Source organism: Massilia sp. UYP32, assembly GCF_050434365.1.
Taxonomy (GTDB): Bacteria; Pseudomonadota; Gammaproteobacteria; order Burkholderiales; family Burkholderiaceae_D; genus Telluria; species Telluria timonae.
Genome location: NZ_JBNDIK010000011.1, coordinates 55,351 through 79,604, shown reverse-complemented (window position 1 = coordinate 79,604; position 24,254 = coordinate 55,351). Strand labels below are relative to the sequence as shown.

25 protein-coding genes and 1 tRNA gene are annotated in these 24,254 nt (G+C 64.3%); 14 read left to right on the top strand and 12 right to left on the bottom strand.

What is annotated here, in order from left to right; genetic code table 11:
- The first annotated feature begins 236 nt into the window (after window positions 1-236).
- Both ABIB42_RS10490 and ABIB42_RS10485 read left to right on the top strand, forming a co-directional pair.
- On the top strand, window positions 237-1,562 hold the full coding sequence (locus ABIB42_RS10490; protein ID WP_184235198.1) for a DUF6402 family protein: 1,326 nt from the start codon (window positions 237-239) through the stop codon (window positions 1,560-1,562).
- A 52-nt stretch (window positions 1,563-1,614) separates the two neighbouring features.
- Window positions 1,615-2,289 carry a hypothetical protein gene (locus ABIB42_RS10485; protein ID WP_184235195.1) on the top strand — a complete coding sequence of 225 codons (675 nt, stop codon included), beginning with the start codon at window positions 1,615-1,617 and terminating at the stop codon, window positions 2,287-2,289.
- Here the strand turns inward: ABIB42_RS10485 and ABIB42_RS10480 are convergent.
- The 3 genes from ABIB42_RS10480 to ispB all read right to left on the bottom strand — a co-directional run bounded on the left by ABIB42_RS10480 (window position 2,197) and on the right by ispB (window position 3,904).
- A complete protein-coding gene (locus ABIB42_RS10480; RefSeq protein WP_429248292.1) occupies window positions 2,197-2,727 on the bottom strand; it encodes a DUF6538 domain-containing protein in 531 nt (176 codons plus the stop codon). The genes ABIB42_RS10485 and ABIB42_RS10480 overlap by 93 nt on opposite strands.
- 56 nt (window positions 2,728-2,783) lie before the next feature.
- Window positions 2,784-2,860: transfer RNA gene (locus ABIB42_RS10475), tRNA-Pro, on the bottom strand.
- A gap of 54 nt (window positions 2,861-2,914) precedes the next feature.
- Window positions 2,915-3,904, bottom strand: a complete 990-nt coding sequence (gene ispB / locus ABIB42_RS10470; protein WP_005668435.1) for an octaprenyl diphosphate synthase — start codon at window positions 3,902-3,904, stop codon at window positions 2,915-2,917.
- Between the two features lie 282 nt (window positions 3,905-4,186).
- Between ispB and rplU the strand changes: the two genes are divergently transcribed.
- The 7 genes from rplU (at window position 4,187) to ABIB42_RS10435 (ending at window position 9,773) form a co-directional block, all read left to right on the top strand.
- A complete protein-coding gene (rplU, locus tag ABIB42_RS10465) occupies window positions 4,187-4,498 on the top strand; it encodes a 50S ribosomal protein L21 (RefSeq protein WP_005668436.1) in 312 nt (103 codons plus the stop codon).
- Window positions 4,499-4,540: 42 nt separating this feature from the next.
- The gene (gene rpmA / locus ABIB42_RS10460; protein ID WP_005668438.1) at window positions 4,541-4,813 is read left to right on the top strand and encodes a 50S ribosomal protein L27; all 273 of its coding nucleotides are present in this window, start codon (window positions 4,541-4,543) and stop codon (window positions 4,811-4,813) included.
- A 106-nt stretch (window positions 4,814-4,919) separates the two neighbouring features.
- The gene (gene cgtA / locus ABIB42_RS10455; RefSeq protein WP_005668439.1) at window positions 4,920-6,032 is read left to right on the top strand and encodes an Obg family GTPase CgtA; all 1,113 of its coding nucleotides are present in this window, start codon (window positions 4,920-4,922) and stop codon (window positions 6,030-6,032) included.
- Window positions 6,033-6,034: 2 nt separating this feature from the next.
- Entirely contained in the window at window positions 6,035-6,460 is a 426-nt protein-coding gene (locus ABIB42_RS10450; protein ID WP_005668441.1) for a hypothetical protein, read from the top strand.
- The gene (gene proB / locus ABIB42_RS10445) at window positions 6,457-7,575 is read left to right on the top strand and encodes a glutamate 5-kinase (RefSeq protein WP_184235189.1); all 1,119 of its coding nucleotides are present in this window, start codon (window positions 6,457-6,459) and stop codon (window positions 7,573-7,575) included. Before ABIB42_RS10450 ends, proB begins: the two co-directional genes overlap by 4 nt.
- A 172-nt stretch (window positions 7,576-7,747) precedes the next feature.
- Window positions 7,748-9,319 (top strand): methyl-accepting chemotaxis protein, encoded by a 1,572-nt coding sequence (locus tag ABIB42_RS10440; RefSeq protein WP_429248291.1) that lies wholly within the window; start codon window positions 7,748-7,750, stop codon window positions 9,317-9,319.
- Between the two features lie 94 nt (window positions 9,320-9,413).
- A complete protein-coding gene (locus tag ABIB42_RS10435; protein ID WP_005668447.1) occupies window positions 9,414-9,773 on the top strand; it encodes a nuclear transport factor 2 family protein in 360 nt (119 codons plus the stop codon).
- 9 nt (window positions 9,774-9,782) lie between these two features.
- Here the strand turns inward: ABIB42_RS10435 and nth are convergent, their stop codons facing one another.
- Together nth and rsxB are read right to left on the bottom strand one after the other, a co-directional pair.
- Window positions 9,783-10,466 carry an endonuclease III gene (nth, locus tag ABIB42_RS10430; RefSeq protein WP_005668448.1) on the bottom strand — a complete coding sequence of 228 codons (684 nt, stop codon included), beginning with the start codon at window positions 10,464-10,466 and terminating at the stop codon, window positions 9,783-9,785.
- A 5-nt stretch (window positions 10,467-10,471) separates the two neighbouring features.
- A complete protein-coding gene (gene rsxB / locus ABIB42_RS10425; protein ID WP_051205134.1) occupies window positions 10,472-11,149 on the bottom strand; it encodes an electron transport complex subunit RsxB in 678 nt (225 codons plus the stop codon).
- A 191-nt stretch (window positions 11,150-11,340) separates the two neighbouring features.
- On the opposite strand from rsxB, the gene ABIB42_RS10420 reads away from it, so the two are divergent.
- Complete coding sequence (locus tag ABIB42_RS10420) at window positions 11,341-11,682, top strand: RcnB family protein (RefSeq protein ID WP_005668452.1); 342 nt, start codon at window positions 11,341-11,343, stop codon at window positions 11,680-11,682.
- 76 nt (window positions 11,683-11,758) lie between these two features.
- On the opposite strand, the gene ABIB42_RS10415 is transcribed toward ABIB42_RS10420, so the two are convergent.
- The 5 genes from ABIB42_RS10415 to ABIB42_RS10395 form a co-directional block, all read right to left on the bottom strand.
- The gene (locus ABIB42_RS10415; RefSeq protein ID WP_005668454.1) at window positions 11,759-12,994 is read right to left on the bottom strand and encodes a polyhydroxyalkanoate depolymerase; all 1,236 of its coding nucleotides are present in this window, start codon (window positions 12,992-12,994) and stop codon (window positions 11,759-11,761) included.
- Between the two features lie 267 nt (window positions 12,995-13,261).
- Window positions 13,262-14,359 (bottom strand): NAD(P)/FAD-dependent oxidoreductase, encoded by a 1,098-nt coding sequence (locus ABIB42_RS10410; protein WP_005668455.1) that lies wholly within the window; start codon window positions 14,357-14,359, stop codon window positions 13,262-13,264.
- A gap of 102 nt (window positions 14,360-14,461) precedes the next feature.
- On the bottom strand, window positions 14,462-14,785 hold the full coding sequence (gene fdxA / locus ABIB42_RS10405) for a ferredoxin FdxA (RefSeq protein WP_005668458.1): 324 nt from the start codon (window positions 14,783-14,785) through the stop codon (window positions 14,462-14,464).
- Between the two features lie 250 nt (window positions 14,786-15,035).
- Window positions 15,036-15,311 (bottom strand): protealysin inhibitor emfourin, encoded by a 276-nt coding sequence (locus ABIB42_RS10400; RefSeq protein WP_005668460.1) that lies wholly within the window; start codon window positions 15,309-15,311, stop codon window positions 15,036-15,038.
- Window positions 15,308-16,846 (bottom strand): hypothetical protein, encoded by a 1,539-nt coding sequence (locus tag ABIB42_RS10395; protein WP_005668463.1) that lies wholly within the window; start codon window positions 16,844-16,846, stop codon window positions 15,308-15,310. The genes ABIB42_RS10400 and ABIB42_RS10395 overlap by 4 nt, the downstream gene beginning before the upstream one ends.
- 181 nt (window positions 16,847-17,027) lie before the next feature.
- On the opposite strand from ABIB42_RS10395, the gene ABIB42_RS10390 reads away from it, so the two are divergent.
- The gene (locus ABIB42_RS10390) at window positions 17,028-17,312 is read left to right on the top strand and encodes a polyhydroxyalkanoic acid system family protein (protein WP_005668465.1); all 285 of its coding nucleotides are present in this window, start codon (window positions 17,028-17,030) and stop codon (window positions 17,310-17,312) included.
- A 42-nt stretch (window positions 17,313-17,354) separates the two neighbouring features.
- Here the strand turns inward: ABIB42_RS10390 and ABIB42_RS10385 are convergent, their stop codons facing one another.
- Entirely contained in the window at window positions 17,355-17,609 is a 255-nt protein-coding gene (locus tag ABIB42_RS10385; protein ID WP_005668466.1) for an acyl-CoA-binding protein, read from the bottom strand.
- A 177-nt stretch (window positions 17,610-17,786) separates the two neighbouring features.
- Window positions 17,787-18,143 carry an FKBP-type peptidyl-prolyl cis-trans isomerase gene (locus tag ABIB42_RS10380; RefSeq protein WP_005668468.1) on the bottom strand — a complete coding sequence of 119 codons (357 nt, stop codon included), beginning with the start codon at window positions 18,141-18,143 and terminating at the stop codon, window positions 17,787-17,789.
- A gap of 132 nt (window positions 18,144-18,275) precedes the next feature.
- Here ABIB42_RS10380 and ABIB42_RS10375 point away from each other — a divergent pair, with 132 nt between their 5' ends.
- The 3 genes from ABIB42_RS10375 to ABIB42_RS10365 all read left to right on the top strand — a co-directional run bounded on the left by ABIB42_RS10375 (window position 18,276) and on the right by ABIB42_RS10365 (window position 24,239).
- Window positions 18,276-19,091, top strand: coding sequence for an EI24 domain-containing protein (locus ABIB42_RS10375; protein WP_005668470.1), 816 nt, complete (start codon window positions 18,276-18,278; stop codon window positions 19,089-19,091).
- 364 nt (window positions 19,092-19,455) lie between these two features.
- On the top strand, window positions 19,456-22,788 hold the full coding sequence (locus tag ABIB42_RS10370) for a transglycosylase domain-containing protein (protein ID WP_005668471.1): 3,333 nt from the start codon (window positions 19,456-19,458) through the stop codon (window positions 22,786-22,788).
- Window positions 22,785-24,239 carry a TAXI family TRAP transporter solute-binding subunit gene (locus ABIB42_RS10365; RefSeq protein ID WP_005668473.1) on the top strand — a complete coding sequence of 485 codons (1,455 nt, stop codon included), beginning with the start codon at window positions 22,785-22,787 and terminating at the stop codon, window positions 24,237-24,239. The genes ABIB42_RS10370 and ABIB42_RS10365 overlap by 4 nt, the downstream gene beginning before the upstream one ends.
- The last annotated feature ends 15 nt before the right edge of the window (window positions 24,240-24,254 follow it).

The following is a 24,254-nucleotide window of genomic DNA, read 5'->3' as shown; positions in this document are numbered from 1 at the left end:
GTGAGAGGATTCGAACTTCACCGAGCCGTTACAAATCAATGACTTACGTCGCGTGCAGTGTTACACGTGGAAAGCTGTAGTGTAGCAGACTGAATGACAAGTCGCCACTTTGGAGGACCGCTCGCATCCATAGGCACTGGAAGGCCTTAGCCCACTCCCTGAGTTGACGTTCGCTAACCTGTCCCAGAGCAAGGCAAGCAACAATGTCAGCTTCCCATCTGCTTGCCCGAGAGTCCATGCCAGCGCAAATCCGAATCCCGTACTACAGGCTCGACTTCGCCGGGTTCTTTGCGCTCCAGAAGGTCTGGAAGCTGGTCGACAAGACGGAAGGCTGTAAGCCGCTCAAGAACCCGCAGGCGGCAATCCTCATGGAGAGAAAGCCCCCGCCGTTGCCCGGCGAGAAGCCGCCTGAGCCGAAGAAAGCAGAGAAGCCGAAGCTTGATCCAAAAGCCGCTGCGCAAGAGCAAGAGGCAAAGAAAGCTGCCCCCTCGCCAGCGGTTGCTGCCGGAGCTATGAGCGAAAAGGCCGCGCAGGCGTCCAAGGTCTCAAACGCACAAGTCAAAAGCAAGGAACCCGTTGAGGAGTGCAAAGCCCCGCCACCATTCGACATGCTTGATCTACCGGAGGCGATGGAACACATGGGTTTCCCCGTCGCCGCTAAGCTGGCAAGGCGGTGGTTCAATGGTAGAAAACATGAGATTCAGAACGATTCGAAGTACGTCTACCCAGACGACATGGTAGATACCAAGATTGTGTCAATGGATTTCGTATTGAAGTATCCGAAAGTACGGGCTAAATACGAGCATCTAATCAGTAGTGGAATTTACAATGACAGGGCGATTAAGTTAATCAGGGAGAAAGTCGGGCACCTGTTAACACGGAAATTCATTGACAACGGCATCGCCTATTCAGGGGAACTCGATGCCTTTGCCCATTCAGGCCGTAACATCCAGAAGCTGCACAAAGAATTTCAATTCCAAAGGGAGGTCGTGAGCAACTTCGACACACTGGATTGGAGTTACGGCCTAACTGATCTTACAGCATCCTTGGCGAACTTCGCCTTATGCGCGGCGGTAGCTGAGGCCCGCGTCTACACAGAGAAGTATTACAAGTATCCTAAGGGGGCTGCCCCGGTCTATTGTTGCCAGTCTCATGTTGAGGTGACGCACATTTATGTCTATGCGCGGGACAGCTACTCATTCGCAGACAAGCCGGGCAAGAAAGCTTCTCAATACCTGGGCCATTGGAACCGGAACGGTGTAATACTTGTTCCGACTGCTGTTGCGTCGGATCTTGCGGCCAACTATGGCGAGGACATACAGTGGGGGAACGGCCCATACACGGAAGATGGTTTCGACAAGCCTGTTGACATCCTCAAGGGCATGTTCGGCGAGATGCGCACACAGGACGTGTACTATCCCGTTCGCAATAGCGATTATCACAAATGGCGAGAGAAATTTGGCCGAGGTGGCGATTTTGCAATCTACACGGAACCTAAGAAAGTCAAGCTGCCAAAGCCAATCAAACTAACTTTGGAAGAAGCATGTAAACCAAACGGCTGATGTTCGGGGGCAGTAATTCCAACCAATCAGCCGTATTCAAAGCGGACACGGTATGTTGACCATGCGGGAATACTTTTACAAGTCGCTAAAGAATTTGGCCTTAATTCTTGCTTCAATCATTGTTCTGATTTTAGTATGGATTGTCATTGACTGGTTTCTCCCGCGCCGATTCCACAACGGACTTGTTCTAGCCTCGCTGTACTTTGCCAAAGAGACAGGGCTTGCACTTGTCTTTGGTATCCTTGTCTTCTTTGGATACAAAGCTTTTAGGGTCGTTAAAACTGCTGAATCCCCAAGTCAAGAATTTATCAAGATGACCCCCATTGTCATTATTTGGCTTGTTGTTGTTTTCTCAGTAGGGACGTTGATTGGCGGTCATGGGGATGGAACTGACTGCCGTATTAACAACTACAACGAGAAATTAAATGGCGGGGTCAAAGTTTTTAATGGCAAGAAATACATCATCAACATTTGTGGAAGCGGAGTGGACAACAGTCCCTTCTTTGGGGATGGTATGGAAGCCGTTCAGCTGACTGTCCTTAATGAGCAAGGGGCGCTTCTTGCAAGGAGACGCTACAAGGTCTTTTGGGATGGAGAGCCGGGACATGAACCCATCGGTATTGAGACGGACAAATTAACTTACTACGACGATGAAGACCAAGACAGCCCGCGAAGCATCACCATGCCCCCGACTTGGCTCGACTGGATCAGGGCCAGACTTCCCTGAATCGCCACACAGAATCACTTCTTGATCGTCAAGGCCGCGCCTCATTCGTTCATTGAACGCGGCCAGAGCCTCATAACCCTGTGCAGCAGCAGCGTCCCGCCGGTGGGCCGAGCGTTCGCGATGCAACCTCATCCGCGTTGATCCGAATGGGCGAACCAGTGGCGCGGGCGGTGCAGGCGTGGGCTGAGTTGGAGCGGAAGCGGCAAGCGCGGCACGAACGCTCGCGAACTCCACATCGAACTTGACACCCTCGATACGGCAAAGCTGTTCAGCTTCGCGGCGGTCACTGGTGCCAAGTGCTTTGACTATTTGGGTGCGGCCGTAATGGCTCTGCAAGTCAACAGGGATTTTGCGGCGAATCAAATACCGGCTGCCGCGTTTGATTAGGTGGCTACACACAGCTTGCTCCTCAGCTGGTGTAACACTCACTCGCGACATTGGTACTGTAAGTCCTTGAGAACCAAGGAAAATCGTTGAGAATCAACGAGAAGAAATGGTCGGGGTGAGAGGATTCGAACCTCCGGCCTCTACGTCCCGAACGTAGCGCTCTACCGGGCTAAGCTACACCCCGACGGTTCGGGGTGTCTTTACAGGTCACCCCGGGAAGGCATTACTATAAAATCACTTAGTGGTTCCTGTCAACAGCGAAGCTGCTGAGCTGGAGGAGGCTGTTTTTGAAGACGCTGTCGGGCAAATCGGCGATCGCATTCGACGCGCGGCGGGCCGCTTCCTCGGCCTGCTTGCGGGTGTAATCCAGCGCGCCGCTGGACGTCACTGCCGCCAGCACCGCATCGAATTGCTGCTCGTCACCCTGCTCGATGCAGTTGCGCACCAGCGCGCGCTGTTCCGGCGTGCCATGCTCCATCAGCCAGATCAGCGGCAGGGTCGGCTTGCCTTCGCGCAGGTCGTCGCCCAGGTTCTTGCCGATCTCGGCGGCGTCGCCCGCGTAGTCGAGCACGTCGTCGATCAGCTGGAAGGCCGTGCCCAGCGAGCGGCCGTATTCGCCGGCCGCGGCGATCTGGTCGTCGTTGGCGCCGGCCACCAGTGCGCCGAGCTCGGCCGCCGCTTCGAACAGCTTGGCGGTCTTGGAGCGGATCACCAGGAGGTAGGCGGCCTCGGTCACGTCCGGGTCGTGCATGTTCAGCAGCTGCAGCACTTCGCCTTCGGCGATCACGTTGGTGGCGTCGGACAGGATCTGCATCACGCGCATATTGTCCAGGCCAACCATCATCTGGAACGAGCGCGAGTACAGGAAGTCGCCCACCAGCACCGAGGCGGCATTGCCGAACAGGGCGTTGGCGGTCTGGCGGCCACGGCGCATCGAGGATTCGTCGACCACGTCGTCGTGCAGCAGGGTCGCGGTGTGGATGAACTCGACCACGGCGGCCAGTTCGTGGTGGGCCGTGCCGCGGTAGCCGTAGGCATTGGCCAGCAGCAGCACCAGCACTGGACGGATGCGCTTGCCGCCTGCGCTGATGATGTACTCGGCAATCTGGTTCACCAGGGTGACGTCGGAATGCAGCCGCTGGCGGATCACCGTGTTGACGGCCTCCATGTCTGGGGCGATCGACTGGACGATGGAGTTCTGTTGGGCGTGTTGAGTGGCGGCTGACAAGGCTGACCTGCGAAACGTGGGTTAACTATAAGAGTGCCGCGATTATACGGTATGCAAGGGATATCCGTCCCACCGGCAGGGTAGAGCTCGCTCTTGAGCGGATCCTGGGCGTCGGTGCGGCGTTGGCGGCATGCCACGTACGGAAGAGATCGTCAGTCGCTTTTGACGCATCGCGGCGATTTATGTATAATCCCCTGTTCCCCGGCTTACGAACAGTCCAGCGCGCTTGCGCGGGGCTCTGTTGCTGGCGGATTCTTTTAACATTTGATGAGGTTTCAAATCATGTACGCGGTCATAAAAACCGGTGGCAAGCAATACAAAGTTGTCGCTGGTGAAAAACTTAAAGTAGAACAGATACCGGCTGACATTGGTTCCGAACTCACGATCGATCAGGTCCTCGCCGTTGGCGCGGGCGACAGCATCAAGTTTGGTGCTCCGCTGGTCGAAGGTGCAACGGTGCTGGTGAAAGTGGTTTCGCATGGTCGTCACGACAAGGTCCGTATCTTCAAGATGCGCCGTCGTAAGCACTACCAGAAGCGTCAGGGCCATCGCCAGAACTTCACCGAAATCCAGATCGTTTCGATCAACGGCTAATCGCCGTCCGGTTCCCAGCATTAGTCATCAAGGAGTAATACAATGGCACACAAAAAAGGCGGCGGTACTACCCGCAACGGCCGTGACTCAGAAAGCAAACGCCTTGGCGTGAAAGTCTACGGCGGCCAGGCAATCAACGCCGGCGGCATCATCATCCGTCAACGCGGCACCCCAGTGCGCGCTGGCGCCAACGTCGGCACCGGCAAGGATCACACCCTGTTCGCGCTGGTCGACGGTACCGTCAAGTTCGTCAAGCAAGGCGTGGGCTCGAAGCAGTTCGTGACCGTCGTTGCTAACGAAGCAGTCGCAGCGTAATAACGCATTTGCGCCGCATCAGCGGCGCTTCTTTGCAAGGCGCAAGCCTTCCATCGAAAGGCTCTGCCCACGGTAGGGCCTTTTTAGTTTTTTAGCGGTCACAATCATGAAGTTTATTGACGAAGCAAGAATTGAAGTCATCGCTGGCGACGGCGGCAACGGGTGCGCCTCGTTCCGTCGCGAGAAGTTCCGCCCATTCGGCGGTCCGGACGGCGGCGACGGCGGCAAGGGCAGCTCGATCTACGTGGTTGCCGACCGCAATGTGAATACCCTGGTCGACTTCCGTTACTCGAAAGTCCATACCGGCAAGAACGGCGAACCGGGCCGCGGCTCCGATTGCTATGGCAAGGGCGCCGAAGATATTACTATCCGCATGCCGGTCGGCACGCTGATCATCGACGACAATAATGGCGAGATCATCGCCGACCTGACCGAGCACGGCCAGACCGAATTGCTGGCCAAGGGCGGCGAGGGCGGCTGGGGCAATATCCACTTTAAAACCTCGACCAACCGCGCGCCGCGCCAGAAGACCGAGGGCAAGGATGGCGAGCGCCGCACCCTGCGCCTCGAGCTGAAGGTGCTGGCCGACGTGGGCCTCTTGGGCATGCCGAACGCCGGCAAGTCCACCTTCATCACGGCCGTGTCGAACGCCAAGCCGAAGATCGCCGACTATCCGTTCACCACCCTGCACCCGAACCTGGGCGTGGTGCGCGTGTCGCACGAAAAGAGCTTCGTGATCGCCGACATTCCGGGCCTGATCGAAGGCGCGTCCGAAGGCGCCGGCCTGGGTCACCAGTTCCTGCGCCACCTGGCGCGCACCGGCCTGCTGCTGCACATTGTCGACCTGTCGTCGTTTGACGAGAAGGTCGATCCGGTCAAGGAAGCCAAGGCCTTGATCAAGGAACTCGAAAAGTACGACGAAGAGCTGCTCAACAAGCCGCGCTGGCTGGTGCTGAACAAGCTCGACGTGCTCGACGACGCCGAGCGCAAGAAGCGCGTCAAGGACGTCATCAAGCGCCTGGCCTGGAAAGGCCCCGTGTTCGAGATTTCGGCCCTCAACCGCGAAGGCTGCCAGGACCTGATCAACGCGATCTACCTGCACCTCGAAGAAAAGCGCCATTCCGAGCAGCGCGCCGAAGAAACCTCGATGACCGAGGAAGCGCGCGGCATCTCGTCGATCGATCCTGACGATCCACGCTTCAAGATCATCGAAGACTGAACTTGAGCGCAAGCGTACTACCTGCCACCAAATGGACCCGCGCCTGGCTGCGCGGCCAGCTGTTGCAGCTGGTCGCGACCGCCAGTTCGCTGGCCGCGCTCGCGGCCATGCTCGATCCCGACCGCATCGCGGCCGCGATGGGCCTGTTTCTCGTCGGCGTGAACGGCTACAGCCAGTTCTACGCCATCTACGTCGGCATCCGCCTCGCTACCGCGGGGTTGGCGCTGTTGGCGGCCAGGCAGGGCGACCAGCCCATCCTCGGCGACCTTACTGCCCTGTTCCTCCTGGCCCAGCCGGCCGGCCGCCTCGTTGCGGCTTTCGCGATCGGCTTGCCCTCGGGGGTATTATTAGTCGTCTGCGCGGTTGAACTGCTGGCAGGACTTTCCCTGCTCGCGTTGCGACCGCGGGGGAAAATCCTGTCGCCATGAATTCCGTACTGCACCAAGCCTCCCGCATCATCGTCAAGGTCGGCTCCTCCCTCGTCACCGACGAGGGAAGGGGCCTCGACCATACCGCCATCGCCCGCTGGGCCTTTCAAATCGCCGCACTGCGCGCGCTCGGCAAGGACGTCGTCCTGGTCAGCTCGGGCGCCATCGCCGAGGGCATGCTGCGCCTCGGTTTTACCAAACGCCCGACCGACATCCATGAATTGCAGGCCTGCGCCGCCTGCGGCCAGATGGGCCTGGCCCAGATTTATGAATCCAGCTTCAGCGCCCACGGCGTGAAAACCGCGCAGGTGCTGCTGACCCACGCCGACCTGGCCGACCGCGAACGCTACCTGAATGCGCGCTCGACGCTGACCACCTTGCTGCGCCTGAACGTGGTTCCGATCATCAACGAGAACGACACCGTCGTCACCGACGAGATCAAGTTCGGCGACAACGACACGCTCGGCGCCCTTGTCGCCAACCTGATCGAGGCCGACGCCCTGGTCATCCTGACCGATCAGCCGGGACTGTACTCGGCCGACCCGCGCAAGAATCCTGACGCCCAGTTGATCGAGCAGGCCCAGGCCGGCGACGTGGCCCTGGAGGCGATGGCCGGCGGCGCCGGCAGCAGCATCGGCCGCGGCGGCATGCTGACCAAGGTGCTGGCCGCCAAGCGCGCGGCGCGCTCCGGCGCCCATACCGTGATCGCCTGGGGCCGCGAGCCGGACGTGCTCACGCGCCTGGCCGGCGGCGAAGCGATCGGCACCCAATTGCTGGCCGCCACCGGCCGCCTGACGGCGCGCCGCCAGTGGATGGTCGACCACCTGCACACCACGGGCGAAGTCGTGATCGACGCCGGCGCCGTGGCCAAGCTGACGAAAGAGGGCAAGTCGCTGCTGCCGATTGGCGTGCTGGCCGTGAACGGCGAGTTCGGCCGCGGCCAGGTGATCACCTGCGTCGACGAGGCCGGCAAGCCGCTGGCACGCGGGTTGACCAACTATGCCAGCAGCGAGGTGCGCCGCATCATGCGCCATTCCTCGACAGAGATCGAGCGCATCCTGGGCTTCGTCGAGGGGCCTGAGCTGGTTCACCGCGACAATATGGTGCTTTTGTAATCAGTAAGCGCTTGCTCCTGCCAGCGATGTGTCGCGCTGACAGGACGTAAGCGCTGTTCCGTATCACTTTCCGTCTGGAAAGATCTATTGGCGGTGATAAACCGCCCGCCAGCCTATACACTGTGCATATCCGCCCAGCCGGGCCGCATTCCCAGTTTTTCAGGATCACCACATGAAGCTAAGCCGCAAGCTCCCCCTGGGTTTTGCAGCCGTCACCCTGCTCGTCGCCTGCGCCGGTTTCTTCGGCATGAGCCAGCTGAACCGCTCCGTCGACACTTACCGCCAGGCGGTCGCCATGGAAGGGCAATCGACGCAGGTCGAGGCCATGCTGGCCCACTTCCGCAAGCAGCTCCAGGAATGGAAGAACACGCTCCTGCGCGGCAAGGATGATGGCGAGCGCGACAAGTACTGGGCCGCGTTCCAGCAGAACGAAGCCGAGGTGGCCGCCCAGGTCGCGGCCCTGCTGGCCAGCCTGCCCGAAGGAGAAGTGCGCACGCTGGTGGCGCGGTTCGGCGCCGCGCATGCGCAGATGGGCCTTGATTACCGGCGCGGTTACCAGGACTTCGTCGCGGCCGGCTTCGACCCCGCCGCCGGCGACGTGGCGGTCAAGGGCAAGGACCGGGCGCCGGCCGAACTGCTGGTGCAGGCGGAAAAGAAGATGTCGGCGCTCAGCGCCGCCAGCGTGCGGCAGGCCGACGCCGTCGGCGCGCGCGCGACCACGCTCAGCTACAGCCTGATGCTGCTCGGCGCGCTGGCGGCGGTGGCGACCGGCGTGCTGGTGTCGCGCTCGATCACCCGGCCGCTCGACGCGGCGGTGGAAGCGGCGCGCAGCGTGGCCGCCGGCGACCTGCGCACCGCGATCACGGTTCGTAGCGACGACGAGACCGGCCAGCTGCTGCTGGCCCTGAAGGAGATGTCGGCCAGCCTGCAGCGCATCGTGCTGCAGGTGCGCGGCGGCGCGCAGAGCATCGCCGTGGCTTCGCACGAGATCGCGCAGGGCAACCTCGACCTCTCCGCGCGCACCGAGCGCCAGGCCGGCGCGCTCGAGGAAACCGCCTCGTCCATGGAAGAGCTGACCTCGACCGTGCGCCAGAACGCCGACAATGCGCGCCAGGCCAGCCAGCTGGCGGTATCGGCCTGCGACGTGGCGGCCAAGGGCGGCAAGGTGGTCGAGCAAGTGGTGGGCACCATGGCCTCGATCAGCGCCTCGTCGCGCCGGATCACCGACATCATCGGCGTCATCGATGGCATCGCCTTCCAGACCAATATCCTGGCGCTCAACGCCGCGGTCGAAGCGGCGCGCGCGGGCGAGCAGGGTCGTGGCTTCGCGGTCGTCGCCGGCGAGGTGCGGACGCTGGCCCAGCGTTCGGCTGTCGCGGCGAAGGAGATCAAGGAACTGATCGCCGCATCGGCCACCTGCGTCGAGGATGGCAACCGCCTGGTCGGCGAGGCCGGGGCGACGATGGGCGAGATCGTCGCCAGCGTGCGCCAGGTGATGGACATCATCGGCGAGATCAGCGCCGCCAGCAGCGAACAGAGCCAGGGCATCGCCCAGGTCAACGAGGCGGTGACGGAAATGGACAGCGCGACCCAGCAGAACGCGGCCCTGGTCGAGGAAGCCGCCGCCGCGGCGCAGTCGCTGCGCGACCAGACCGTGGCCCTGAACGAGGTAGTCAGCGTGTTCAAGGTCGAACAGCAGCCGCAAGCGGCGCCGGCCGCGCCATGGCGCAAGGCGCTCGCTTAACGGCGCACGCCAGACAGCGTAAGATGCGCACGCGCCCGTGTTGCCCGGATCGTCCGGACAAGCGGCGGCGCGCTTCCTTACCGATCGAATGCCAATGACGCCAACTTCCCCTCTCGCCGTGGTCCAGGCCCAACTGGACGCCTACAACGCCAAGGACCTCGACGCCCTGATGGCCACCTATGCGCCCAACGCGCAGCAATTCGCCCTGCACGGCGCGCTGCTGGCCGAAGGCCACGACCAGATCCGTCCGCGCTACGAAGCGCGCTTTGTCGAACCCGACCTGCAGGCGCGCCTGCTGTCGCGCACGGTGCTCGGCAACTTCGTCACTGACCTCGAGATCGTCACCCGCAACTTCCCCGAAGGGAAGGGCACGGTCGAGATGCTGTGCGTGTACGAGGTGGTCGACGGACGCATCGTGCGCGCGTCGTTCGCCAGCGGCGAAACCCGGGTTTAAGTTGCGACGCTAAGTCGCCGCGTTGGCCGCGGCCACCGCCGGATCGAGCACGCCGGCCGGCGCCGGCGTCTTGTCCCTGAACTCGCACAGGTCCGCGATCAGGCAGTTCCAGCACTTTGGCTTGCGCGCCACGCAGGTGTAGCGGCCGTGCAGGATCAGCCAGTGGTGGGCGTCGTGCAAGAAGTCCTTGGGCACGAATTTCAACAGCTTCTGCTCGACGATGTCGACGTTCTTGCCGGGCGCGATCCTGGTCCGGTTCGAGACGCGGAAGATGTGGGTGTCGACCGCCATGGTCGGCTCGCCGAAAGCGGTATTGAGCACCACGTTGGCTGTCTTGCGGCCGACGCCCGGCAGCGATTCCAGCGCTTCGCGCACGGGCGGCACTTCGCCGCCGTATTGCTCGACCAGGATCTGGCAGGTCGCCATCACGTTCTTGGCCTTGGTGTTGTACAGGCCGATGGTCGAGATATAGGTCTTGAGCTCGTCGATGCCGAGGTCGAGGATCGCCTGCGGCGTGTTCGCTACCGGGAACAGACGGCGCATGGCCTTGTTGACGCCGACGTCGGTCGACTGGGCCGACAGCAGCACCGCGATCAGCAGTTCGAACGGGGTCGTGAACTCGAGTTCGGTGGTCGGCTTGGGATTGGCGGCGCGAAAGCGGGTAAAGATTTCCAGGCGTTTGGCGGGATTCATCTGGTTCAGTTCTTGTCCTGGTTGCCGGCCGCCTTCAGGCGGGCGCGTTCCATGGCGGCGGCGATGATGGCGCGCTTGCGCTCCTTCTCGGCCAGTTCTTCCGGGGTGTTCGTCACTTCGGCGGTCACCGCGCGCATTTTTTCGACGGCCTTGGCGGCCAGGCGGGCATCGTTTTCCTCGCGCTCGCGGCGCAGGCGCGCGGTGCGGAAATCGTGGCGTTCGCGCGCCGCGTCGGCATCCTGCTGGCTCCAGGCGTCCCAGCCGGTGCGTTCGCCGGTGACGGGAATCATCGCGATGCAGTCGACCGGGCAGGGCGCGACGCACAGGTCGCAGCCGGTGCACAGGCTCGGCAGGATGGTGTGCATCTGCTTGGCCGCGCCCAGGATCGCATCGACCGGGCAGGCCTGGATGCACAGCGTGCAGCCGATGCACAGCGATTCGTCGATGAAGGCGACCGGGCGCGCTCGCTCGACCCCGTTGGCCGGATTGATCGGAATGACCGCGCGTCCGGTCGCGGCGGCCAGGCGGCGCACGCCTTCCATGCCGCCCGGCGGACACTGGTTGATCTCGGCTTCGCCGCGCGCCATGGCCTCGGCATACGGGCGGCAGGCGGGATAGCCGCATTTGGTGCACTGGGTCTGCGGCAGCAGGTCTTCGAGCTGGTCGGCGAGGGGGCTGGTCACGGGGGGGAGGATCTGCGGGCGATTCAATCTGGTCAAGCCGACATTATCCGCCAAAACGGGGCTGGATGCGACCGGACGGCCTTTTGGCGGACCCGGCTGCGCTCATCCATTCGCTACGTGGGAGAGCTAACAGACGACTTGTCACAATCCTGCTGTACTGTCGGCTCACGCTGGATCACCGGGGATGGGACATGAACGAGTTGATTGGGCCGCTGCTGTTCGCCGCCATCTTTTCGGCAGGCGATGGCTTGCTGCAGCGGGACGCCAAGGCGGATGAAGACGCGCAGGCCGGACGTGCGCAGGTCGCGCATTTGAGTCCGACGCGCTACCGCAGCGTGGAAGCGACCGGGGAAGTGCGGCGCGGCGAGCGCCTGCCGGCACGCTACCAGGCGCACCAGCACGTGGTCGAAGACTGGCGCGCATTGCGGCTGACCAAGCCGCCGCGCGGGCACCAGTGGGTCGATGCCGGCGAAAGTTATGCCTTGGTCGCGATCGCGACCGGGCGCGTGGCGCAGGTGGTCATGGGGCGCTGAAGCCGGGACGCTGAAGCCGAGCGAGCAAGAAAAAAAGCCGTGGCATGCCACGGCTTTTGCGTTGTTCGTCCCCGGTTCAGCCGTTCGCGCGGATGAACTCGGTAATCTTCGGACACACGATCTCGCGCCAGCGGCGGCCCGAGAAGATGCCGTAGTGGCCGGCTTTCTCGACCACGAAGTCGTGCTTTTTTTCCTTCGGGATGCCGCTGCACAGGGTCAGCGCGGCGCTGGTCTGGCCCAGGCCCGAGATATCGTCAAGCTCGCCTTCGACGGTCAGCAGGGCGACCGACTCGATGTCTTGCGGACGCACCAGCTGGCCGCCGACTTTCCAGGTGCCCTTCGGCAGGCTGTAGTCCTGGAACACGGTCTTGATGGTATCGAGATAGTACTCGGCCGGCATGTCGAGCACGGCGTTGTACTCGTCGTAGAACTTGCGGTGCGCCTCGGCCGAGTCATCGTCACCGCGCACCAGGTGCTGGTAGAACTCGCGGTGGCTCTGGGCGTGGCGGCCCGGGTTCATCGCGATGAAGCCGGCGTGCTGCAGGAAGCCCGGATAGACCTTGCGGCCGAAGCCCGGGTAATTGCCCGGCACCGAATAGATCACGGTGTTCTCGAACCACGAATACGGCTTTTCGATGGCCAGGTCGTTGACCGCGGTGGGCGACTTGCGCGGGTCGATCGGGCCGCCCATCATGGTCATCGTCCGGGGCAGCTTGGGGTCCTTGTTGCTTGCCATCAGGGCGATCGCGGCCAGCACCGGCACCGTCGGCTGGCACACCGAGATCACGTGCACGTCCGGGCCCAGGTGGCGGATGAAGTCCTGGACGTAGAACACGTAGTCGTCCAGGTGGAACGGGCCGTCGGACAGCGGCACCATACGGGCGTCGGTCCAGTCGGTGATGTAGACGTCGTGCTCGACCAGCAGGGCTTTCACGGTGTCGCGCAGCAGTGTCGCGTGGTGGCCGGACAATGGCGCCACGACCAGCACCGACGGCTGATCGAGCGCGGCGAAGGCGGCGTCGCCCATGTCTTTCTTGAAGTGCAGCAGCTTGCAGAACGGCTTGTCGACGACGATGCGCTCGACAATGCCGACCTCTTCACCGTTGATGGTGGTGGTCTTGAGGCCAAAGGCCGGTTTTTCGTATTCCTTGCCGAGACGGTACATCAGCTCGTAGCCGGCGGCGATACGCTGGGAAAATGGGGTGTGCGCAAACGGCGACACGGGATTGGAGAACAGTTTCGAGGACGCATCGGCCCACTGCATCAGCGGGGTCAGGAAGGAGCGTTGCATCTCGTGCAGTTGATAAAGCATAAAGTATTCCTTCGTATTGACACTGCGCTAATATCGCCCGCGCATAAGCTTCATCCGATTATAGGGGATTTGCGTTGGCCGGTGGAAACAAGGGTCTGCGCCATCCCTTATGCATGGTGCACTTGTAGCATATTTACCCGGACCCGCTCCGTTGGTCGGCCCACATAAAGCAAAACGCCCCGCAAGGCGGGGCGCTTCAGGGGACTCTGTCGCCGCCAAGTTACTGAACGCTGGGTGAACGCGGTAACCGTGGCGGCAATGCTCGTCTTAGTCGAACACCGGGGTTTCGACGCCCAGGATCTTGTGCAGCTTCGGCGAGGTCGTCGTGTACTGCATGTGGATCTTCTTGTCCGGGAAGATGTACGGCGCGGCGCCGAAGGCGGCCAGCGCGGCTTCGTGGAAGCCCGACAGGATCAGCTTCTTCTTGCCCGGATAGGTGTTGATGTCGCCCACGGCGAAGATGCCCGGGACGTTGGTCTCGAATTTCTCGGTGTCCATCACCTTGAGCTGCTTGCGCTCGATGTCCAGGCCCCAGTCGGCGATCGGACCCAGCTTCGGCGACAGGCCGAAGAACACCAGCAGCATGTCCAGCGGCACGCGGCGGGTGACGCCGTCGGCGCCGGTGACCTTCACTTCGGTCAGCTGGCCGTCTTTTTCGTCGAAACCGGTCACCTGGCCGGTGATCAGCTGCATTTCGTATTCGTCGCACAGGGCCTTCATCTTGGCGACCGAGGCCGGGGCGGCGCGGAAGTCATCGCGGCGGTGCACCAGCACGACCGACTCGGCCTTGCCGACGAAGTTCAGGGCCCAGTCCAGCGCGGAGTCGCCGCCGCCGCAGATGACCAGGTTCTTGCCTTCGAAGCGTGCCGGATCCTTGACGCGGTAGAACAGCTGCTCGCCTTCGTACTTGTCGATGCCGTCGACCTTGATCGTGCGCGCCTGGAACGAACCGACGCCGGCCGCGATGAAGATGGTCTTGGTGATGAACCGGGTGCCGGTCGAGGTCTCGACGTTGAAGCGCTGGTCTTCGCGGCGCTGGACGGTCGTCACTTCCTGGCCCAGGTGGAAGGTCGGCTCGAACGGCTCGATCTGCTTGAGCAGGTTGTCGGTCAGTTCCTGGCCGGTGCACACCGGGACGGCAGGGATGTCATAGATCGGCTTGTCCGGATACAGTTCCACGCACTGGCCGCCGACGGCCGGCAGCGAATCGATGACGTGGGCCTTGATTTCGAGCAGGCCGAGTTCGAACACCTGGAACAGGCCGACCGGGCCCGCGCCGATGATCACGGCATCCGCTTCGATGGCGCCGGCGAAGGAACTGTTGGGAGCGATGCTGCCCGCTTCGTGGGTGGCACTGATAGTCATGCGCTTACTTCCTGTGATTTTTGATTGGTGAGGCGATGGCAGCCAGCACTGCCATGCAGAACGACCCCGGGCCGGCGCCGAACGGGCGGCGCAGCGGCGGTATTAGCGGGCCAGTTGGTCGAGTTTGTCCTTGACGTCTTTCCACTCTTCCGCGTCTGGCAGGGCCGGCTTCGTCTTGGTGATCGAAGGCCAGAAGCGCGCGAGATCGGCGTTCAGCTTGATGAACTGCTGCTGGTCGCCAGGCACGTCTTCTTCGGCATAGATCGCGTTCACCGGGCACTCGGCGACACAGACGGCGCAGTCGATGCACTCGTCAGGATCGATGGCGAGGAAATTCGGGCCTTCCCGGAAACAATCTACCGGGCATACATCGACGCAGTCGGTGTAACGACAACGGATGCACGATTCGGTGACAACGTGGGTCATAACAGTCCTATCAATTGGTGGGATGTCGCGTCGCCGAGCGCAAGAAAGAGAATAGGCTGGCCGGACAGAGCAAAGCACTGTATTTTAGGGCAATTCGGCTTTTCTCACAAATTCGCCTATATACACAATCTACATAAGCAAATGAACGAGAAATCCGCACGGGCGTGCGGATTTTGGCTTGTCAAGCCACCGTGCAGTGGATATTGACCGCGATTAAGGTCGCTGCGGAGGGAAGCCGTCAAGGCCCCGCTCAGCCGGCCTGTCGCAGGTAGTCGAGCAGGTGTTGCCACTGGCCGCCGCTGCCGTCTTCGCGCAGGAACACGGTGTGGCACAGCGGGCCGTCCTCGACCGTGATTTCCCAGCGCGGCAGGTCGGCGCCAACCGGGCAGGCGGGGGCGACGCCGAAGAAGTCGAGACGCCGCAGCAGCGTCTCGAGGGCCGGCCCGTCGGCCAGGCGGGCGGTATCCAGCTCGTAGGATTCGGCCAATCCGGCGAAGCCGCCGCAGGCGCGGGCGCTGATCTTCATGCCAGCATCGACGGTTCGGCCGACGATCCGGCCGGCGTTCCGGCGGCCGGCGCTCCGGCGGCCGGCGCCGCGGCGGCGGGCAGGCCGGGCAGCGCCGGCCCGTGGCGGCCGTGTTCGGCACACCAGCGCGCCAGCAGGCGTGCCTCGCCGGCCAGCACGCGCTCGGCGCAATCGTATTCGGCCAGCTGCATGGTGCCGCAGCAAGCGCGCCGGTCTTGCCGCGCGCCGGGGGCGTCGCAGACCCGCGCCGCCAGCGGCAGGCCGGGGACGAACGAGGCCGTGCCATCCGCACCGCCGCCATGGCCGGCCTCCACGACTTCGCGCCGGCTGAACTGGAGGCGGATGGCGTCGGCGTAGGCCGCCGGCTTGCCGTCGCTTGTCACGGCCTGGAGCATGGCGTTGACCACGTCGGCATAGGTGGCGGCTGCGTCGGGCGCGGCGATCAGGGCGCGCATCAGCACGCCGCTCAGGTAGCCGGCCACCCGGTGCAGGACGGCGGCGCAGTCTTCGCGCTCGGGATCGCGTTCATGCGCGAACAGGTCGGCCAGCACGTCGTAGACAGCGCCGGTGAACACCTGCGAGATGGCGTGCACCTGGGTGCCGGCCTCGCTCAGCTTGAGGTCGTTGTCGGCGTTGCGCAGGCCGGTGCTGTTGCCGAGCGCCAGCCCGAACTGCTCGGCGATGTCGGTCAGGAAGGATTTGTCGTGCAGGTCGGCCTTGGTCTGGGCGATCACGGCTTCGCACTGGTCGAGCTGGGACAGCGCCAGGAAGATCGCGGTGAGATCGCCGAAGGCTTCGTGCAGGCCGCCGGTCTGGGGCGGGGCGTCGGCCTGCAGCCAGAGCGGCTTGATGCCGTCGAGCACCGCGTGGGCGGTCTCGTGCGACACGATGTCGAACGAGCGGCAGGTGAAGACCCGCTCGGTCGCGCCGTTGGGAACGAAGTCGCCGAACTTGAGGGCGGCCTGGCTGCGGCTGTAGAAGGCGTTCATGACGTTCGGCAGGCCATGCGGGAAGACCAGCAGCGGCCGCGTATCGGTGCTGCTGTTCCATTGCCAGGGCAGCGGCATGGCGCCGCCGGCGGCGGCCAGGGCGCGCTGGTACATGGTGAGCGTCTGGCGCACCACGACGAAGGTATGGACGGCGTCGAACTGCGGCGTGTCGGGCTGGGTGACGAAGTCGCCGAAGGCGTTCGGTTCGACCGCGGCGATGCCCGGCTCGCCGGGGGCGATGCGGGCGTCGCGCGGACCGGCCAGCACCACGCCGGGCAGGAAGGCCTTGCGGGTGCCGATTTCGCTGACCGAAGGATCTTGCTTCCACATGAGGACGCGGGCGCCGATGGCGTGCGGCGGCGGCTCGGTGGCCGGGGGCGCGCCCGGATCGGGGACGTCGGGTTCTTCGAGCAGGCGCGCGGCGCGGTGCTGCTGGCGGTAGGGCGCGCTCGGGGTGGGCACGAAGCGCACCGGGGGCTGCGCGGCCTGCGGCGCATCGGGGTCGCCGGGCAACAGGCGGTTGGGCTGGACGACGGGGGTTTCCATATCGACTCCTCGCGTAATGACGGGCTTGCGCCTTCATCCTCGCGCTCCCTGCTGGGCACGCTTTGATACTCATCAATTGAGGGTGCGCGAGCGCCGTCTGTTGTAGCGAGCTCTGGCATAGCCCGGCCGCAACTGGCATCATGGCGGATTGTTTGCAATCGATTCAGGAAGGATCAGTCAGATGGCGGAAATCAGCATCGTCCAGCAGCACAGCCTGAGCCCGGACGCGGCGCGTTCGGCAGCCGAGCAGGTGGCGCAGCGTATCGCGGCCGAATACGGGCTGGAATGCAGGTGGGACGGCGATGTGCTGCGCTTCGAGCGCAGCGGCGTGGAGGGCATGTTGACCCTCGAAGACCAGCGCGCCGCGATGCGCATCCGCCTGGGCTTCTTCATGGGCGCGTTCGCGCCGGCCATCGAGGCCAAGGTGGCGGAAAAGATGCGCAAGACCTTCGCCGCCGCGGCATGACCGGGATGGCGGGCCGGGCATGGACGCCGGCCCGGTGGGCGATCAGCCCTTCAGCTCTTCGATCAGGTCGACGTACTGCTGCTGGGCTTCCTCTTGCGAGGTGCCCTTGAGGCCGGCCCAGGCGTCGTACTTGGCGCGCGCCACGAAATCGGTCATGCCCGGACGCTCGCCGGTCACGTCGCCGCTCGAGCCCTGCTTGAACAGCGCGTAAATCTTCAGCAAGGTCATGTTGTCGGGACGCTCCGACAGGTTCTTCGAATCGGCCTGGGCCTGGTTGAACTGTTCCTGCAAGCTCATGGAAACTCCTGTGATGGTTGAGTGCGGTATTGTCGCTTGGACAATTCGGCAGGCATCTTAGCGCAGGAGGAGGGCGGGCACGGGAATTCGGGCCGCATTTTAGAAGGGAAGTTCAAAAGCTGCCGTCAAGACGGCGGCACCATGCGCCGCCGCAGGACGGCGCACGGTAAAACGCGCTTAGACGGCCAGCAGGTCGACGTCGAAGATCAGGGTCGCGTTCGGCGGGATCACGCCGCCGGCGCCGCGCGCGCCGTAGCCCAGGCTGGCCGGGATGGTCAGGCGGCGCGAACCGCCGACCTTCATGCCCTGCACGCCTTCGTCCCAGCCGCGGATCACGTGGCCGGCGCCGAGCGCGAACTCGAACGGGTCGTTGCGGTCCTTGCTCGAATCGAACTTGGCGCCCAGGCTGCCGTCGTCGTTGCGCAGCCAGCCGGTGTAGTGCACGGTGACGTGCTGGCCGGCCTTGGCCTCGGCGCCTTCGCCGGTGACGAGATCTTCGTATTGGAGGCCGGAATCGGTGGTGATGGTGGACATGGTCTTCCTTGTTGTTCAGATTGAACGGCGATTGTAGTCCATGGGTCTCGAAAGTGCCATCCCGTAGAATGGCGGCATTGATCCTCGTCCCGACCTGCCATCAGGAGAAACCATGCTGCAAAGGAAAGCCCCATGAACGCCGTACTGACCGCTTGCCGGCGCGCCCTGGGCGCGCAGTTCAGCGGCCGCATGCTGCTGCTGTCGCTTGCGCCCCTGTTGCTGGCGCTCGTCCTGTGGGGTGTGGCGATGTGGCTGGGCCTGCAGCCGCTGCTCGACTGGCTGCACGGCATGTTCGCCGACTACGGCGGCTTCGAGACCAGCGGCAGCATGCTGGAAATGGTCGGCCTGGGCATGCTCAAGGTGATGGTGGTGCCGCTGATGGCGATCGTGCTGCTGCTGCCGCTCATGATCGGCTCGGCCCTGCTGTTCGTGGGCGTGGTGGCGATGCCGGCCATCGAAACCTATGTGGGCAGGCGCCAGTTTCCCCAGCTCGCTAAAAAAGAGGGCGGCTCGTTCTTCGGCAGCGTGGCGATCAACCTGGGCAGCACCGCCGTGTTCGCCCTGCTGTGGCTGTTCACCCTGCCGCTGTACGCGGTGCCGCCGCTGGCCTGGCTGGTGCAGGCCAGCCTGTGGGCCTGGGTGACCTCGCGCGTGATGAGCTACGACGCGCTGGCCGCCCACGCCAGCCAGGCCGAACGCCTGGCCCTGATGCGCCGCCGCCGCTCGGCCCTGCTCGCCATCGGCTTCGTCACCGGGCTGGCCGGCGCGCTGCCGGGCATCGTCTGGATGGGAGGCGCGGTGCTGTCGATCGTGCTGTTCCCGATCCTGGCCCTGGTGTCGCTGTGGCTGTACGTCATGATTTTCCTGTTCGCCGGGCTATGGTTCCAGTACTACTGCCTGCAAGGGTTGGAAGAGCTGCGCGCGGAAGAGGCGACGCAGCCGGCGTGATCCGTCTTTCGATATGGATCAAACCTGGCTGTGCACCAAAGGCATTTCCAGCGCGTTAAATATTGGTAGCTAAAACGGCCCGGGGTGCTTGCCTGAATTGCACGCGGTAATAGCACTCAGCCAAGACCTCGTTGTTTTTTTGCGAAAATATTCCAGGCGCAGCAAATTTGTTAAACGGCGTCTCGCGTGGGACGTATTGATGTGGTGGAATATTGCCTACGGACGGTGCGATCTGGAGTGGGATTGCACCATCAGCGTGCGAACTAACAAAGACCACGACCACTCGAACGGACCAGCAGCACCACGGATGGCGAGCAGGTTGGCGGGGATTGCTAGCGTTTTGATTCAGACCGGTTAAGCCATCATGGAAAGTATTCGCCGTCTCGGACGGCCAAGCAATGTGTCCGGCAAACGTGCCGCCAACGAGCGCAGTGAGCCGACCTTCGAGCCGAGCTTCGGCGACGCGGTCGCGACCTCCGCGGCGCCAGCGAGCGCCAGCGCCGCGGGCGCCGCCGTGGAGAGCGCTCCTGCGCTCGCGGCCGGCGGCAACGACGTCCCCCTGTACGAAGCCTTCCCGCACCTGGCGGGCAATGGCGGCATTCCCGCCGGCCCGGCGGGCGAGCCCGGCGACGACGAGCCGGCCCCGCGCAAGCGCCGCTGGAAACTGTGGCTGCTGCTCGGCCTGCTGTTGCTGGTTGCCGTGTTGGCGGCCTGGGCGGTGCTGGAGACGCGCAGCTCGCGCCTGCAGGCGAAGATCTTCGCCGACATGGCCAGCGAACTCACGTTCCGCATGGAAAACGGTCCCAGCGATGCGATCCGCTTCCCGGCCGCCAGTCCGTACGACACCCGGCTGGGCTACGCCGGCCTGCCGCGCTACCTCGAGCGGCTGCAGACGCGCGACTACGCAATCGCAGCCCAGGCGCGCATCTCGCCGCAGATGGTCAAGATGGCCGACCTGGGCCTGTACGCGACTTACCACGAGAAAACCAAGGTCGGCCTCGAGATCCTCGATTGCCGCTCGCAGCCGATCTATACCTCGCGCTTCCCCGAGCGCTTCTACCACGAATTCAGCGCCGCGCCGCCGCTGCTGGTGCAAAGCCTGCTGTTCATCGAAAACCGCGAACTGCTCGACGCCAGCCATCCGCGCCGCAACCCGGCGGTCGAATGGGACCGCTTCTCGAAGGCCGTGTTCGACAAGACCCTGTCCAGCGTCGGCCTGGGCGGCGGCGGCCGCGTGGCCGGCGGCAGCACGCTGGCGACCCAGATCGAGAAATACCGCCATTCGCCCGAAGGCCGCACCAGCTCGACCACCGACAAGATCATCCAGATGGCCTCGGCCACCCTGCGCGCCTACCAGGACGGCGAAGACACCACCGGTTCGCGCCGCCAGATCGTGCTCGACTACCTGAACACGGTGCCGCTGTCGGCCAAGTCCGGCTATGGCGAAGTGAACGGCATCGGCGACGGCCTGTGGGTCTGGTATGGCCGCGACTTCGACAAGGTGAACGCCATGCTCAAGGGCCCGATGACGAGCCCGGACGCCGTGCTGGCCTACAAGGAAGCGCTGTCCCTGATGATCGCCCAGCGCCGTCCGGCCTATTACCTGGGCGCCGGCGAGCCCGACCTCGAAGTGCTGACCGACAGCCACCTGCGCGTGCTGGCCCAGGCCGGCGTGATCTCGCCGCAGCTGCGCGACGCCGCCCTGAGCGTCAAGCTGCAGCCGGCGCTGCACAGCGGCGTGGCGCCGCCGCCGGCCGACGCCTTCGTGTCGCGCAAGGCGGCCAACGCGGTGCGCAACCACCTCGGCTACCTGATCGGCGACACGCGCCTGTACAACGTCGACCGCCTCGACCTGTCGGTGGTCTCGACCCTGGACGGCAATGCCCAGCAGGCGGTGACGGCGGCCCTGCGCCAGCTGTCCGACGCCGAGCACGCCAAAGCGGCCGGCCTGACCGGCAAGGGCCTGCTCGGCAACGGCGACCCGGCCCAGGTGGTGTACAGCTTCACCCTGATGGAGCGGGGCGAGCACGTCAACTACCTGCGGGTCCAGACCGACAACTACGACCAGCCGCTCGACATCAACGAGGGCGCCAAGCTCGACCTCGGTTCGACCGCCAAGCTGCGCACGCTGGTGACCTATCTCGACATCGTCGACCAGCTGCACAAGCGCTTCGAGCCGCTCGACAAGATCGGCTTGCATGGCGTCGAGATCGATCCGAAGGACCGCCTGTCGCAATGGGCGCTGGAATACTTCCAGACCCTGCCGGAAGGCGCTGACCGCGGCCTGAAGCCCATGCTCGACGCGGCCATGGCGCGCCGCTATTCGGCCAGCCCCTACGAGCGCTTCATGACCGGCGGCGGCCTGCACACCTTCGGCAACTTCAGCAAGCTCGACGACAGCAAGATCATGGACGTGCACCAGGCCCTGCGCCAGTCCACGAACCTGGTGTTCGTGCGCATGATGCGCGACGTGGTGCGCTTCTACATGTTCCAGCTGCCGGGCTCGTCGGCCCAGCTGCTGGCCGACGCCAACGATCCGCGCCGCGCCGCCTACCTGGCGCGCTTTGCTGACAACGAAGGCAAGGACTTCCTGGCCAAGTTCTGGAATAAATACAAGGGCAAGACCCCGGCGGAGATCGAAGCGCTGCTGTTCTCCGGCGTGCGTCCGCTGGCCTCGAAGCTGGCCGCGGCCCACCGCACGGTGGCGCCGAACGCCACGCTGGACCAGTTCGGCGCCTTCATCAATGCGACCCTGCCGTCCGCCAACGAGGTCGATCCGGAACGCATCCCGAAGATGTACGAGATGTACGATCCGCGCAATATGTCGCTGGCCGACCGCGGCTACGTGGCCTCGGTGCACCCGCTCGAACTGTGGCTGGTGAGCTATCTGCGCACCCATCCCAAGGCCACCTGGTCCGAGGTCACGGCGGCCAGCGTCAAGGAGCGCCAGGAAGTCTACCAGTGGCTGTTCAAGACCAGCCGCAAGAACGCCCAGGACAAGCGCATCGCCGGCCTGCTCGAGGTCGAGGCCTTCCTCAAGATCCACGCCCAGTGGAAGAAGATGGGCTATCCCTTCGATTCGCTGGTGCCGTCGTACGCGACCACGCTGGGCGCCTCGGCCGACCGTCCGGCCTCGCTGGCCGAGCTGATGGGCATCATCGTCAACGGCGGCGTGCGCAAACCCACCGAGCGCATCGATTCGCTGCACTTCGCCAAGGACACGCCGTACGAGACCCTGGTCAAGCGCAACAAGGGGGGCGGCAAGGAACAGGTGCTGGCGCCGGAAGTCGCGCGCACCGTGGCCGACGCCATCCAGGGCGTGGTCTCGGACGGCACCGCCAAGCGCGTCAAGACCGCCTTCGTGCAGGCCGACGGCAGCATCATCGCGCTGGGTGGCAAGACCGGCACCGGCGACCAGCGCTTCGACGTGTATGCGCGCGGCGGCCGCCTGATCGAATCGCGCTACGTGAACCGTTCGGCGACCTTCGTCTTCAACATCGGCGAACGTTTCTACGGCAGCATGACGGCCTATGTGCACGGCCCGCAGTCGGAACACTACGACTTCACCAGCGCGCTGCCGGTGCAGCTGCTGGTGACGCTGGCGCCGAGCCTGATGCCGATGATCGAGCCTTCGGCCGCGCCCGCGGCTCCTGGCGCGACCCCTGCGGCGGCGGCCCAGCGCCAGTGCGTGCGTTGAAGCCAGGCCAGGGCGCAACCGGCGGCGCGCAGGTGAAAGGCCTGCGCGCGCGCCTGCAGAATTTCAGCATCGTCTCGCTGCGCGATCTGGTCGTGGCGTCCGGCCCGACCATCCTGCTGGTCGGCGCGGCGCTGCTGCTGGCCTACTGGTGGGTCGACCCGGCGCCGCCGCGCAGCCTGCGCCTGGCCACCGGCCAGGAAAACTCCGCCTACGAAACCTTCGGCAAGCAGTATGCCGCGGTGCTCGCGCGCGACGAGATCAAGGTGACGCTGGCGCCGACGCTCGGCTCGCGCGACAACCTGCAGCGCCTGCTGGCGGGCGAGGCCGACGTCGCCTTCGTGCAGAGCGGCTCGACCGACGGCGACACGATGAACGCCGATGCCGAGGGCAGCGCCGAGCGCCGCGACCTGGTGTCGCTGGGCAGCCTGTTCACCGAGCCGGTGTGGCTGTTCCTGCGCGCGGAAGCCAATATCACGAAGCTGACCGACCTGCGCGGCAAGCGCATCAACCTGGGGCCGGAGGGCACCGGCGTGCCGCGCCTGCTGCGCCAGGTGCTCGACGCCAACGGCATCGCGCCGCAAGACCTGCGCATCGGCGACCTGGCCGATACGCCAGCCACGGTGGAGCTGCTGGCCGGCCGCATCGACGGCCTGGTGTTTTCCTCGGCGCCGGAAGCGCCGCTGATCCAGATGCTGCTGCAGACGCCCGGCATCAAGCTGTTCGACTTCGCCCAGGCCGAGGCGTATACGCGGCGCCTGCCGTTCCTGACCCATGTGGTGCTGCCGCGCGGGATCGTCGACCTGGGCCGCAACATCCCGGCCCAGGATTACCACCTGATCGCGCCGACCGCGACCCTGGTGGCGCGCGAGGAAATCCATCCGGCCCTGGTGGGCCTGCTGGTCAAGGCCGCCACCGAGATCCACGGCGGGGCCGGCTGGTTCCAGCAGCAGGGCCAGTTCCCGTCGCCGAAGTACACCGAGATCCCGGTGGCGGCGGAAGCCGCGCGCTACTACCGCGACGGTCCGCCCTTCATGCAGCGCTACCTGAGCTTCTGGCTGGCCAACCTGGCCGAACGCCTGTGGGTGGTGGTGGTGGCGCTGACCGCGCTCCTGATCCCGCTGTCGAAGATCGTGCCGCCGATCTACGTGTGGCGCGTGCGCTCGCGCGTCTATCGCTGGTACGGCGAACTGCGCGCGATCGAGCAGGCGTTCGAGGACAGCGGCGCGGCGCCGGACGACAAGGTGCGCAACGACTTGCAACGGCGCCTGGACAGCCTCGAGGACCGCGTCAACCACATCTCGGTGCCGCTGGCCTATGCGGACGAGCTGTACCGGCTGCGCAGCCATATCCACCTGGTGCGCGAGCGCGTGCGCGGCTGGCAGCAGGAGGGCACGGCCAGCGACGCGAGCCACGATGCGACGCCGGGCCATCCGGTGCGCGGCAGCGCCTGATTTTTCCTTTTTCGA